Source organism: Streptomyces sp. NPDC107581, assembly GCF_055657175.1.
The window spans coordinates 140,961-153,256 of sequence record NZ_JBVKBH010000013.1 but is presented as its reverse complement, the minus strand read 5'-3'; the positions used below and the strand labels follow the sequence as shown (position 1 = coordinate 153,256).

Here is a 12,296-nt window from a genome sequence, read left to right as displayed (position 1 = left end):
CAACGAATTTCATCGCTACGGCCTTGCGATACTGTCGAGACGTCGTGCACAGTGAGGTCGTGGCCAGTCGAAGCGCAGACCAGAGGGACTCGTCCCGCGAGTCCAGGAACGGCACCCCCCAGCTGGATGCCGTTTCCCTCGCCATCATTCAGCAGCTCCAGGAGGACGGCCGCCGGCCGTACGCCGCGATCGGCAAGGCCGTCGGCCTCTCCGAGGCGGCCGTGCGCCAGCGCGTCCAGAAGCTGCTGGACCAGGGCGTGATGCAGATCGTCGCCGTGACGGACCCGCTCACCGTGGGCTTCCGCCGACAGGCGATGGTCGGGGTCAACGTCGAGGGCGATGTCGAGTCCATCGCGGAAGCGCTGACCGGCATGTCGGAAGTCGAGTACGTGGTGATGACCGCGGGCTCGTTCGACATCCTCGCCGAGATCGTCTGCGAGGACGACGACCACCTGCTGGACGTCATCAACAAACGCATCCGGGCGCTGCCCGGCGTGCGCTCCACCGAGAGCTTCGTCTACCTCAAGCTCAAGAAGCAGACCTACATGTGGGGAACCCGATAACCGTGAGCTCAAAGGACCTCAGCCGCACCGCGTACGACCACCTGTGGATGCACTTCACCCGCATGTCCTCGTACGAGAACTCCCCCGTCCCGACCATCGTCCGGGGCGAGGGCACCTACATCTACGACGACAAGGGCAAGCGCTACCTGGACGGTCTGGCGGGTCTGTTCGTGGTCCAGGCCGGTCACGGCCGCACGGAACTCGCCGAGACCGCCTTCAAGCAGGCCCAGGAGCTCGCCTTCTTCCCGGTGTGGTCCTACGCCCACCCCAAGGCCGTCGAGCTGGCCGAGCGCATCGCCGACTACGCTCCGGGCGACCTGAACAAGGTCTTCTTCACCACCGGCGGCGGCGAGGCCGTCGAGACCGCCTGGAAGCTCGCCAAGCAGTACTTCAAGCTGCAGGGCAAGCCGACCAAGTACAAGGTCATCTCCCGTGCGGTCGCCTACCACGGCACCCCGCAGGGCGCCCTGTCCATCACCGGTCTGCCAGGTCTGAAGGCCCCCTTCGAGCCGCTGGTGCCGGGCGCGCACAAGGTCCCGAACACCAACATCTACCGTGCCCCGCTGTTCGGCGACGACCCGGAGGCCTTCGGCCGCTGGGCCGCCGACCAGATCGAGCAGGAGATCCTCTTCGAGGGCGCGGACACCGTCGCCGCGGTCTTCCTTGAGCCCGTGCAGAACGCCGGCGGCTGCTTCCCGCCCCCGCCCGGCTACTTCCAGCGCGTGCGCGAGATCTGCGACAAGTACGACGTGCTGCTCGTCTCGGACGAGGTCATCTGCGCCTTCGGCCGCCTGGGCACGATGTTCGCCTGCGACAAGTTCGGCTACGTCCCGGACATGATCACCTGCGCCAAGGGCATGACCTCGGGCTACTCCCCGATCGGCGCCTGCGTCGTCTCCGACCGGATCGCCGAGCCGTTCTACAAGGGCGACAACACCTTCCTGCACGGCTACACCTTCGGCGGCCACCCGGTGTCGGCGGCCGTGGGTCTCGCCAACCTCGACCTGTTCGAGCGCGAGGGCCTCAACCAGCACGTCCTGGACAACGAGGGCGCGTTCCTCTCCACGCTGCAGAAGCTGCACGACCTGCCGATCGTCGGCGACGTCCGCGGCAACGGCTTCTTCTACGGCATCGAGCTGGTGAAGGACAAGCACACCAAGGAGTCCTTCAACGAGGAGGAGACCGAGCGCGTCCTGTACGGCTTCCTCTCCAAGGCCCTGTTCGAGAACGGCCTGTACTGCCGTGCCGACGACCGCGGCGACCCGGTCATCCAGCTCGCCCCGCCGCTGATCTCCAACCAGGAGACCTTCGACGAGATCGAGCAGATCCTGCGCGCGACGCTGACGGAGGCGTGGACGAAGCTCTGAGCCTGCCCGCTCCGCGCCTCACGCCTGTGACCAGCTGATCAGCACCGGCCCCGGTGCCGTCCGTTCGAGTGAGAACGGCGGCCCGGGGCCGTGTGCTGTCCAGGCTCCCCGCCCCGGCTGCCTAGCGTTCCTGTGACCGATCGGCCCAGCCTTCGTTCCCCCGGACGGGGGAACGAACACGGGAACAACGGATCAGAACCGAGGTGTACGCCCATGGAGGCCCCGCCGGACAACGACGTGCTCTGGGCACGCTCGCTGCACTTCAGGCACCGGGACGGCTCGCCCGGTCTCGCCGGGGTCTCGCTCGGCGTGCGCGAGGGCGAGATCCTCGCCGTCAGCGGCCCGCGCGGCAGCGGCAAGACCACGTTGCTGCGGTGTCTGTCCGGACAGGTCAGGGCGGAGCGCGGCGAGGTCTGGTTCAACAGCGCACCGGTGCACACGATGGGGCCGACGGCCCGTGAGCGGCTGCGCCGCGACCGGTTCGGCTGGATCGACCCGGCCCCCGCACTCGTCCCGGAGCTGAACGTCTGGGAGAACGCCGCCCTCCCCCTGATGCTGCGCGGCACCGACCGCCGCCGGGCCAAGGTGGCCGCCCTGGAGTGGCTGGAGCGCCTCGACGTGGGCGACCAGGCCCGCCGGCGCCCGCACGAGCTGCGGCAGGCCGACCGCCAGCGCGTCGCCATCGCCCGTGCGCTCGCCCCCGGGCCCACGGTCCTCTTCGCGGACGAGCCGACCGCCCCGCTGCACCGCGCGGACCGCGCACACGCCCTGCGCACACTGACCACGGCGGCCCGCTCGCACGGCATCACCGTCGTGCTGGCCACGTACGACTCCGATACCGCGGCCCTCGCCGACCGCACGGTCTCCCTGCTGGACGGGCGGTGCGTGAAGACCGTGCACCTGCCGGACACACCGGAGGCGGAAGGCCGGGCCGCGTGCTCGCTCTCCGTCTGACCCGCGCCGCCCGGCCCGCCGTCCAGCTGCGCCGCCTCCTGGTGGCCGTGGCCTCCGCTGGCACCGGCTTCCTCCTCCTGTCCTGCCTCGGCTACGCGATGGGCCACCCCGGCACACCGGGCGCCGCCGTGCCGCGCCTGGCCTGGTGCGTGGTCCCGCTCGCCGCCACCTCGCACTTCGCGCTCGCCGTGGCCCGCACGGACCCCGGCACCAGGCCGCGACCGGGCCTGTCGGCGCTCGGCCTGGGCCCCGCCCGTCTGATGGGGATCTCGGCGCTGACCACGGCCCTGTTCTGCACCCTGGGCTCGCTGCTGGCACTGGTGGCCTTCCTGCATCTGCGCGGCGACCTGACGGGCATGCCCTTCGACGGCGCGGCGGCCGGTTTCCTGGCGGCGGACCAGCCCCTCCCGGTCCCGGCGACCCTGACCCTGCTGGCCCTGCTCCCGGCGATCGCATCGGCGACGGTGGCCCTGACCCTCCGCCCGACGGACCCCGGCCCGTGCTCAGCGGGCCCCGTCCGCGTCCTCGGCCGCTTCGGGCTGCGGGGCGACGGCACCCGGAAGGGGGCCACGGGACGCGTCGGAACGCAGAGCAGCCGTAGGCAGAGCAGCCGTACGGGGAGCAGCAGCACGGGGAGCGGTCGCACCGACAGCAGTCGTACGGACAGCAGCGCAACGGGGCGCAGCAGCACGGAGAGCTGCGGCACAGGGAACGGCCGCACCGGGGCCGGCGGTTCGCCCACGGCGCGCGGGGAAGCCGACGACGGTGCACGGACCGCCGGTGACTCCTCACCCGCCCCGGGCACCGCGTCAGGCCCCGGGCCGGCGACGCCGGACGCCGGCTGGCCCGATGCCCTCCGCGGCAGCCGGCCCGGCCGTGCGGCGACCGGCCTGCCCTGGGGCATCGCCACCCTCGCCGCGGGACTCACCGTGCAGACCTACGCGAGCCGTTCCGCGCCCGTCCCGGCCCTCACCCACCTGCCCGTCGACGGCGTGTCCGTGCTGGCCGGCTGGATCGTCACCGCCGTGGGGCTCGTGATCGCCTCCCCCGGCCTCACCGACCTCTGCGGCCGGCTGCTCCAGGCCTGGCGCCCCGGGGCGCTCCGGCTGCTGGCCGGCCGGGTCCTCATGGCGGAGGCCACCCGGATCGGCCGCCCCCTCGGCGTGGTCTGCGCGGTGGCGTCCGCCGCCTACGCCATGGCCGTCCTGTACGACCGTCCCGCCACCGCCTTCGGCCCCCTCACGGCCCTGGGTGTGCTGGTGGTCGCCGGTTGCACGGTGGCGACCCTGCTGACGGCGGCCGTGGAGGCCCGCCAGAGCCGCGCCGACACCATCGCCGCCCTGCTGCGCCTCGGGGCCCCCGCCACGATGCTGCGCAGCGCCGCGGTCCTGCGCGCGGCCGCGCTGCTCGCCCTGTTCGGCCCGTTCACCCTGGTGGTCGCCAACCTGGCGGCGCTGCCGAGGGCCCGCTGAGCCGTCGCGGGAGAGCCCTGCGAAAAGTTCTCCGGCGACCGATGAGTTCCGCGCCGGAGCGGTGTCCGTCCCATCGAACGACAGCGAGCGCACGGACCCGAGGGAGAGACCCCATGTACCAGCAGATGATCTTCGTGAACCTGGTCACCGGCGACGTGCCCGCCACGAAGAAGTTCTTCACGGAACTGGGCTACGGCATCAACCCGCAGTTCAGCACCGACGACTGCGCCTGTGTCGTGATCAGCGACACGATCGTCGCGATGCTCATGACCCGGCAGCACTACGCGCAGTTCACCGGGAAGGAGATCGTGGACTCGACCAGGTCCAGCGAGGTGCTGCTGTGTCTGAGCGCCGAGAGCCGCGAGAAGGTCGACGAGCTGGTGGACAGGGCTGTCGCGGCCGGCGGCAGTGCCCACGGCGAGCCCCGGGACCACGGCTTCATGTACGGCCGTGCCTTCGACGACCTCGACGGCCACACCTGGGAGGTCATGTGGATGGACCCGGCGGCGGTCCAGGGCTGACCCCTCACGAACCGAACGTCCGTGCCTAGCATGGGCGGGTGCATCCGACACCCGCCCAGCCCCATCACGCCGACCACGACCGCGAGATAGAGTCCCTCGCCGAGTTCGACGAGGTCATCGCCCGGCACGGCTCGCTCGCCCGGTTCCGCGTCCAGGCAGTCGATCTGACGGCCCGTACGGACGCCCTGCTCTCCGTCGACAGCACGGGCGCCGTCTTCCTCGGCTGCCCGATGACGCCCGAGGCGGCCGCCCGCATCAGGTCGTCCGGAGCCCTGGTGTTCCCGCCGGTCCCGGGACTCCCCTTCGACCCCTACCGCGGCTTCGTCTACACGCCCGGCGAACTGTTCGAGTCACTCGACGAGGGCTACGAGGGGACACCGGATGCCAAGGCCTACGCCTGGTTCCAGCGGACGAAGTCCGACGGGGACGTCTTCGCCTCGATGCTGCGCGCGATCCACGACGACGCCGTCTCCGACGCGCTGGACGAACTCCTGGCCGGCGCCCGGGTGGTGGGCGTCATGGGCGGCCACGCGATGGCCCGCGGCACGGACGCGTACGCCGGGGCGGCCCGGCTGGGCCGCGAGCTGGCGCGCGCCGGGTTCACGGTCGCCACCGGCGGCGGACCCGGCGCGATGGAGGCGGCGAACCTCGGCGCCTACGCGGCCCCCTTCGACGACACCATGCTCGACGACGCGCTGCGCCTGCTCGCCAAGGCCCCCTCGTTCCGGCCGTCCGTCACCGACTGGGCGGGCGCCGCCTTCGAGGTGCGCGAACGCTGGCCCGGCGGCGGGGAGTCGGTGGGCATCCCCACCTGGTTCTACGGCCATGAGCCGCCGAACGCCTTTGCCGCGCACATCGCCAAGTACTTCGCCAATGCGACACGCGAGGACGGCCTGCTGGCCCGCTCCACCGCCGGAGTGGTGTTCCTGCCGGGCGCCGCCGGGACCGTACAGGAGATCTTCGACAACGCAACGCCGAACTACTACGAGTCGCGGGGCGGCCCGACGCCCATGGTGCTGGTGAACGAGGAGCACTGGACGCGGGAGTTGCCGGCCTGGCCGCTGTTGCGGTCCCTCGCCCGGGGACGTGCCATGGAGTCCCGTATCGCCCTCGTTGACCGGATCGAGCAGGCCGCGGAGGCGTTGAAACGTCTCTGCAGTTAATAAGCAGGCAAAGCCAACGGCTGTCGGAGGCATATGCATTGACACTCCTTATGGAGCGCTTATAAACCTGTGAGCCTCTTGGGGGTGCTGGGACCTCACCTCGCACGTCGTCCCTTCCCTCCATCATCCCCCCGCAGTTGTGCACTCTGTAAAGGACAAACGTGTCCATAACCCGCCGCAGCGCACGCCGTTCCGTGCGCATCCTGGGTGTTGCCTCCGCTTCCGCCGCACTGGCGCTCGGTGTCGCCGGCCAGGCACTCGCCTGCAACATCAGTGAGTTCTCCGCCGCCGCCACCTGCACCGGTGACAAGGGCTCCCTCGTCGTCACCGACAAGGACGCCTCCGGCACCCCGGCCACCATCACCGTGTTCCTGAAGAGCGACGCCGGCGTCGAGACGCAGGTCGGCAAGGCGCAGGAGATCAAGGGCACCGCCCAGGGCGCCACCGTCAGCTTCTCCGAGGACTGGAAGCCCAACGCGACCTACCGCGTGCACGTCACGGCCGGTCACATCGTCGACGAGGACGTCAAGCCCGACCTCGTGACCCCGTCCACGGCCTGCAAGAAGGAGGAGTCCTCGACTCCGACCCCGCCGGCCACTCCGTCGCCGAAGCCCTCGAAGCCCACCGCGACCCCGACCCCGTCGTCCTCCGAGAGCAGCTCCGCCCCGGCGGGCTCGCCGAGCAACGCGCCGTCCCCGGCGGCCGGTGACTCGAACCTCGCCGAGACCGGTGCGAACTCCAACACCGGCCTGATCGCCGGTGCCGCCGGCGCCCTGGTCGTCGTCGGCGGTGGCGCGGTCTACTTCGGCATGCGCCGCCGTGGAGCGAAGAGCGGCAGCTGACGCCGCACTTCGCACACCGCTCGTACACCGCTGCGGCCCGTCCCCGTATCCCCGGGGGGCGGGCCGCAGTCGTGTTCAGCCGGAGGTGGCCCCGAGCACGACGATTTCGGCCGCGTCGAAGCCGGCGCCCACCTCGGCCCCTGCCTCCGGCGCGTCCCGCAGCGCGCACGCCGCTTCCAGGAGCGGGCCGCCGTCCCGGGGCCGCAGGCGGACGGCCACGTGGGTGCCCCTGAAGGTGCGAGCGGTCACCGTGCAGGGCAGGCCCTCGTCGGCCGCCACGAGCCGGACTCCGGCGGGCCGCACGAGCAGCGGGCGGTCGCCCTGGGGCGAGCCCCCGGGCACCGGCAGCTTGCCCCACGGGGTGTTCGCGACCGTCTCCGCGACGGTCGCCGGGACCACGTTGTCGAAGCCGAGGAAGCGGGCCACGAACTCGTCGGCAGGCCGCTGCCAGACCTCCAGGGGCGTCCCGGACTGGGCGATGCGCCCGTCCCGCATCACCACCACCCGGTCGGCCAGCGCAAAGGCCTCGCCCTGGTCGTGGGTCACGGCGAGCACCGTCGTACCCAGCCGCCCGAACAGCTCCCGGAGTTCGACCACCAGCCGCTCCCGCAGCGAGCGGTCGAGCTGGCCGAGCGGCTCGTCCAGCATCAGGAGCCGGGGCCGGGGAGCCAGCGCCCGGGCCAGGGCGACCCGCTGCTGCTCACCGCCGGACAGCGCGGCCACGGCCCGCCGAGCGGCCCCCGGCAGTCCGACCAGCTCCAGCAACTGCCCGACCTCGGCGTCCCGTTCGCCCTTGGGCACCCCGTGCATGCGCAGCCCGAACGCCACGTTGCCGCCGACGTCCCGCTGCGGGAAGAGCTGGTGGTCCTGGAACATCAGCCCGACGCCCCGCCGGTGCGCGGGCACACCCAGCTGGTCGCGGCCGTCGAGCAGGACCCGGCCCCCGTCCAGGGGCTGCAGCCCGGCCACCGCCCTGAGCAGCGTCGACTTCCCGCTGCCGCTCGGCCCCAGCACACAGACCACCTCGTGCTCCGCGACGTCCAGGCCGACCGAGTCGAGCACGGGCCGCCCGCCGAAGCGCACGGTCGCGGCCTCCAGGCTCAGCAGCATCAGAACTCCCCCGTCCGGTCGGTGCGCAGCCGCTCCAGGACGAGCAGGGCCACCGCGCACACCACCATCAGAATCGTGGACAGGGCCATCGCCTGCCCGTAGTTGAGGTCACCGGGCCGGCTCAGCAGCCGGGCCACGGCGACCGGGAGCGTCGGGTTGTCGGGCCGCGCGATGAACACGGTCGCCCCGAACTCCCCGAGCGACACGGCGAACGCGAACCCGGCCGCGACCAGCAGCGCCCGCCGCACCAGCGGCAGATCGACCTCCCGCCACACCCGCCAGGGCGAGGCCCCGAGCACGGCCGCCGCCTCCCTGAGCCGTCCGTCCACCGCCCGCAGCACGGGCAGCATGGTCCGTACGACGAAGGGGGCGCCCACCAGCGCCTGCGCGAGCGGTACGAGGATCCAGGACTGGCGCAGGTCCAGCGGGGGCTTGTCCAGCGCGATCAGGAATCCGAAGCCGACGGTCACCGCGGAGACGCCGAGCGGCAGCATCAGCAGCGCGTCGAAGCCGCGCACCAGCCGGCCCGCGTCCCGGCGGGCCAGCGCGGCGGCGGCGAGGCCTCCGATCAGCACGGCGATGGCGGTGGCGGCGACGGCGTACTCCAGGGAGGTCCACACGGCGTGCAGCGGTGCCACGAGGAAGGTGCCGCCGTCGGCGTTCGTCAGCGCCCGGTAGTAGCCGAGGCCGGGCGCGTCGAGGGAGCGCCGTACGAGCACGGCGAGCGGCAGGACCAGGAGCAGGGAGATGGTGACGAGGACCCCGGCGAGCAGCGCCCACTGCCCGGCCCCGCGCGGCCGACGGGCGGTCACGGAGGGATCCACCAGGCGCAGGGCGGTCTCCCGCCGCCGGACCGTCCAGGCGTGCACGGCGAGGATCGCGCCCACCGCGGCGAACTGGACGAGGGTGAGCACGGCGGCCGTCGACAGATCGAAGACCTCGGAGGTCTGCCGGTAGATCTCCACTTCGAGGGTGGAGAAGGTGGGCCCGCCGAGGATCTGCACCACACCGAAGGAGGTGAAGGTGAACAGGAACACCATCAGCGCGGCGGCGGCCACGGCGGGCATCAGGGCGGGCAGGGTGACCCTCCGCCAGGCCCGCAGGGGCGATGCGCCGAGCATCCGGGCGGCCTGCTCCTGCCGCGGGTCGAGCTGGGCCCACAGCCCGCCCACCGTGCGGACGACGACCGCGTAGTTGAAGAAGACGTGCGCCAGCAGGATCGCCCACACGGTGGTGTCCAGCCGCACGCCCCACAGGTCGTCCAGCAGTCCGCCGCGGCCGACCAGCGCCAGGAAGGCGGTGCCGACGACGACCGTCGGCAGCACGAACGGAACCGTGACGACGGCCCGCAGCAGCTGCTTGCCGGGGAAGTCGAGGCGGGCGAAGACGTAGGCGGCGGGCAGGGCGAACAGCAGGGTGAGCGCGGTGGAGGCGAGCGCCTGCCAGGTGGTGAACCACAGCACGTGCCGGATGTCCGGCTGCAGGACGACGTCCGCCATCCGCCCGAACTGCCAGGCGCCGTCCACCTTCAGCCCGCGCGCGACGATCGCGGCGACGGGCCAGGCGAAGAACACGGCGAAGAACGCGACGGGCAGGGCCATGAGCCCGAGCCGCGCCGCGCTCGCCCGTCGGCTCCCGGCCGCGGTCCCGGCTGCCGCACCGGGCGCAGCGTCGGCCCCGGCTCCGGCCGCAGTGCCGGCCGCGGCCCCGGCTGCCGTGTCGGCCGCGGCCCCGGCCGCTACTTCAGAACGAGCGACGTCCACGACTTGACCCACTGGTCGCGGTCGGCGGCGATCTTGCCGGGGGCCATCGTCTCGGGACTCTTGGCGGCCGGCCCGTACTCGGTGAAGTCGGCGGGCACCGCGGCGCCCTTCACCACCGGGTACACGAACATGTTCAGCGGCATGTCCTGCTGGAACTCCTTGGAGAGCAGGAAGTCGATGAACGCCTTGCCGCCCTTGGTGTTCTTCGCGTTGCTGAGCAGCCCGGCGAACTCGATCTGCCGGAAGCAGGTGCCGGCCGAGACGCCGGTCGGGGCCGTGCCGGGCCGCTTCTTGGCGTAGATCACCTCGGCGGGCGGCGAGGAGGCGTACGACACCACGAGCGGCCGGTCGCCGCCCGCCTTCCGGCCTCCGGACGAGCCGGAGAACTCCTGGTCGTAGGCCTGCTCCCAGCTGTCGACGACCTTGACGCCGTTGGCCTTGAGCTTCTTCCAGTAGCCCTGCCAGCCGTCGTCGCCGTACTGCGCGGCGCTGCCCAGCAGGAAGCCGAGGCCCGGCGAGGAGGTGGCCGCGTTCTCGGTGACCAGGAGGTTCTTGTACTCGGGCTTGGCCAGGTCGGCGAAGGACTGCGGCGGGGTCAGCTTGTGCTCGCTGAAGTAGGCCTTGTCGTAGTTGACGCAGATGTCGCCGTAGTCGACGGGCGTGACCCGGTGCTTGTCCCGGTCGAGCTGGTAGGCGGCGCCGACCGTGCCGAGGCCCTTCGCCGCGTACGGCTGGAACAGGCCGTTGTCGAGGGCTCTGGACAGCAGGGTGTTGTCGACGCCGAAGAAGACGTCACCCTGCGGGTTGTCCTTGGTCAGGATCGCCTTGTTGACGGCCTGGCCGGCGTCGCCGCCCGGCAGGACCCTGACCTTGTACCCGGACTGCTTCTCGAAGTCCTTGAGCACGTTCTTGGAGACGGCCCACGAGTCGTGGCTGACGAGGGTCACGGTCTTGGAGTCCGCCGAGCCCTTGGTGTCCGTCGATCCGCACGCGGACAGGGTGAGCAGGCCGAGGCCGACCGTCGCGGCCACGAGGGTCTTGGTGTGCACGTGAATGTCCTCCTGGGGGTTGGCCAGGAAGAACGCGGCCCCGCCCGGTCCTTCGGAGCAGGATCCGGGCAGGGCGCAACAGCATGAGTGAAGACCGAACTTCCTACCCAGAATGACCTGGGCGAGGTTCAGAGGGTCTGCGGCCCGATTGCCGCACTCTCAGCGCTGTGGCGCTCCCCTGTCGGAATGTGAAGTTGTGGTTCGCCCGGCCAGATTACCGCTCGGTGGCCGCGAGCTGACCGCACGCCCCGTCGATCTCCTGCCCCCGGGTGTCCCGGACGGTGACCGGCACCCCGTGGGCGGCGATCGCTTCCACGAACGCCTTCTCGTCCTCGGGCCGCGAGGCGGTCCACTTCGACCCCGGCGTCGGGTTCAGCGGAATCAGGTTGACGTGCACGGGCTTGCCCTTGAGCAGCCGCCCGAGCCGGTCACCGCGCCAGGCCTGGTCGTTGATGTCCCGGATCAGCGCGTACTCGATGGACAGCCGGCGCCCGGACTTCTCGACGTACTCGAACCCGGCGTCCAGCACCTCGCGCACCTTCCACCGCGTGTTCACGGGGACGAGGGTGTCGCGCAGCTCGTCGTCGGGGGCGTGCAGGGAGATCGCCAGCCGGCACTTGAAGCCCTCGTCGGCGAACCGGTGGATGGCGGGCACGAGCCCGACGGTCGACACGGTGATGCCGCGCTGCGACAGCCCGAGTCCGTCCGGCGCGGGGTCGGTCAGCGCGCGGATGGCGCCCACCACCCGCTTGTAGTTGGCGAGCGGCTCGCCCATCCCCATGAAGACGATGTTGGACAGCCGTGACGGGCCGCCGGGGACCTCGCCGTCGCGCAGCGCCCGCATCCCGTCGACGATCTGGTGGACGATCTCGGCGGTCGACAGGTTCCGGTCGAGCCCCGCCTGCCCGGTCGCGCAGAACGGGCAGTTCATCCCGCACCCCGCCTGCGAGCTGATGCACATGGTCACCCGGTCCGGGTACCGCATCAGCACCGACTCCACGAGCGTGCCGTCGAACAGCCGCCACAGCGTCTTGCGCGTCGTGCCCCGGTCGGTCGACAGGTGCCGGACGACGGTCATCAGCTCCGGGAACAGCGCCTCGCGCAGTCTGTCGCGCGAGCCGGCCGGGATGTCCGTCCACTGCTCGGGGTCGTGCGCGTAGCGCGCGAAGTAGTGCTGCGAGAGCTGCTTGGCGCGGAACGGCTTCTCGCCGATCTCGGCCACGGCGTCCTTGCGCTCGCCGGGCGTGAGGTCGGCAAGGTGCCGCGGCGGCTTCTTGGCTCCGCGCGGGGCGACGAAAATGAGTTCTCCGGGCTTAGGCATGGCTGTACCAGTGTCTCAGATCCAAATGGGTGACCTGGGGACTCAGCCGTGCGGGTGATCGTCATCGGTCGTCCCCGGCCGTCGGGGGTCTCCCTCGAACGGCCCGCAGACGGCCCGGGCCCCCATGGCCGTGCGGGCGTCTTCGCAGGTTGGAGCCCTGCATCTCCGCCG

At 71.7% G+C, this 12,296-nt stretch carries 11 protein-coding genes; 7 read left to right on the top strand and 4 right to left on the bottom strand.

Annotation, left to right across the window (positions count from 1 at the left end; translation table 11 throughout):
- The first annotated feature begins 44 nt into the window (after positions 1–44).
- The 7 genes from ACZ7P3_RS29930 to ACZ7P3_RS29900 all read left to right on the top strand — a co-directional run bounded on the left by ACZ7P3_RS29930 (position 45) and on the right by ACZ7P3_RS29900 (position 6,882).
- Positions 45–563 (top strand): Lrp/AsnC family transcriptional regulator, encoded by a 519-nt coding sequence (locus tag ACZ7P3_RS29930; RefSeq protein ID WP_472086355.1) that lies wholly within the window; start codon positions 45–47, stop codon positions 561–563.
- The gene (locus tag ACZ7P3_RS29925) at positions 548–1,930 is read left to right on the top strand and encodes an aspartate aminotransferase family protein (protein ID WP_472086353.1); all 1,383 of its coding nucleotides are present in this window, start codon (positions 548–550) and stop codon (positions 1,928–1,930) included. Before ACZ7P3_RS29930 ends, ACZ7P3_RS29925 begins: the two co-directional genes overlap by 16 nt.
- Positions 1,931–2,143: 213 nt before the next feature.
- Complete coding sequence (locus tag ACZ7P3_RS29920) at positions 2,144–2,884, top strand: ABC transporter ATP-binding protein (RefSeq protein ID WP_472086352.1); 741 nt, start codon at positions 2,144–2,146, stop codon at positions 2,882–2,884.
- Positions 2,866–4,356, top strand: coding sequence for a hypothetical protein (locus tag ACZ7P3_RS29915; protein WP_472086350.1), 1,491 nt, complete (start codon positions 2,866–2,868; stop codon positions 4,354–4,356). The genes ACZ7P3_RS29920 and ACZ7P3_RS29915 overlap by 19 nt, the downstream gene beginning before the upstream one ends.
- Positions 4,357–4,469: 113 nt before the next feature.
- Complete coding sequence (locus tag ACZ7P3_RS29910; RefSeq protein ID WP_472086348.1) at positions 4,470–4,877, top strand: VOC family protein; 408 nt, start codon at positions 4,470–4,472, stop codon at positions 4,875–4,877.
- 38 nt (positions 4,878–4,915) lie between these two features.
- Positions 4,916–6,040, top strand: a complete 1,125-nt coding sequence (locus ACZ7P3_RS29905; RefSeq protein ID WP_472086346.1) for an LOG family protein — start codon at positions 4,916–4,918, stop codon at positions 6,038–6,040.
- Positions 6,041–6,201: 161 nt separating this feature from the next.
- The gene (locus tag ACZ7P3_RS29900) at positions 6,202–6,882 is read left to right on the top strand and encodes an LAETG motif-containing sortase-dependent surface protein (RefSeq protein WP_472086345.1); all 681 of its coding nucleotides are present in this window, start codon (positions 6,202–6,204) and stop codon (positions 6,880–6,882) included.
- A gap of 75 nt (positions 6,883–6,957) precedes the next feature.
- Here ACZ7P3_RS29900 and ACZ7P3_RS29895 read toward each other — a convergent pair whose 3' ends face one another.
- The 4 genes from ACZ7P3_RS29895 to rlmN all read right to left on the bottom strand — a co-directional run bounded on the left by ACZ7P3_RS29895 (position 6,958) and on the right by rlmN (position 12,125).
- Complete coding sequence (locus ACZ7P3_RS29895; RefSeq protein WP_472086344.1) at positions 6,958–7,992, bottom strand: ABC transporter ATP-binding protein; 1,035 nt, start codon at positions 7,990–7,992, stop codon at positions 6,958–6,960.
- Positions 7,992–9,593 (bottom strand): ABC transporter permease, encoded by a 1,602-nt coding sequence (locus tag ACZ7P3_RS29890; RefSeq protein WP_472086342.1) that lies wholly within the window; start codon positions 9,591–9,593, stop codon positions 7,992–7,994. The genes ACZ7P3_RS29895 and ACZ7P3_RS29890 overlap by 1 nt, the downstream gene beginning before the upstream one ends.
- A 137-nt stretch (positions 9,594–9,730) precedes the next feature.
- Complete coding sequence (locus ACZ7P3_RS29885; RefSeq protein WP_472086341.1) at positions 9,731–10,804, bottom strand: thiamine ABC transporter substrate-binding protein; 1,074 nt, start codon at positions 10,802–10,804, stop codon at positions 9,731–9,733.
- A gap of 214 nt (positions 10,805–11,018) precedes the next feature.
- Positions 11,019–12,125 (bottom strand): dual-specificity RNA methyltransferase RlmN, encoded by a 1,107-nt coding sequence (gene rlmN, locus ACZ7P3_RS29880; protein WP_472086339.1) that lies wholly within the window; start codon positions 12,123–12,125, stop codon positions 11,019–11,021.
- Positions 12,126–12,296: the final 171 nt, after the last annotated feature.

Coding starts and splice junctions, on each gene's coding strand:
- ACZ7P3_RS29895 (WP_472086344.1), bottom strand. CDS start 7,992: ATGCTGCTGAGCCTGGAGGCCGCGACCGTGCGCTTCGGCGGGCGGCCC.
- ACZ7P3_RS29890 (WP_472086342.1), bottom strand. CDS start 9,593: ATGGCCCTGCCCGTCGCGTTCTTCGCCGTGTTCTTCGCCTGGCCCGTC.
- ACZ7P3_RS29910 (WP_472086348.1), top strand. CDS start 4,470: ATGTACCAGCAGATGATCTTCGTGAACCTGGTCACCGGCGACGTGCCC.
- ACZ7P3_RS29920 (WP_472086352.1), top strand. CDS start 2,144: ATGGAGGCCCCGCCGGACAACGACGTGCTCTGGGCACGCTCGCTGCAC.
- rlmN (WP_472086339.1), bottom strand. CDS start 12,125: ATGCCTAAGCCCGGAGAACTCATTTTCGTCGCCCCGCGCGGAGCCAAG.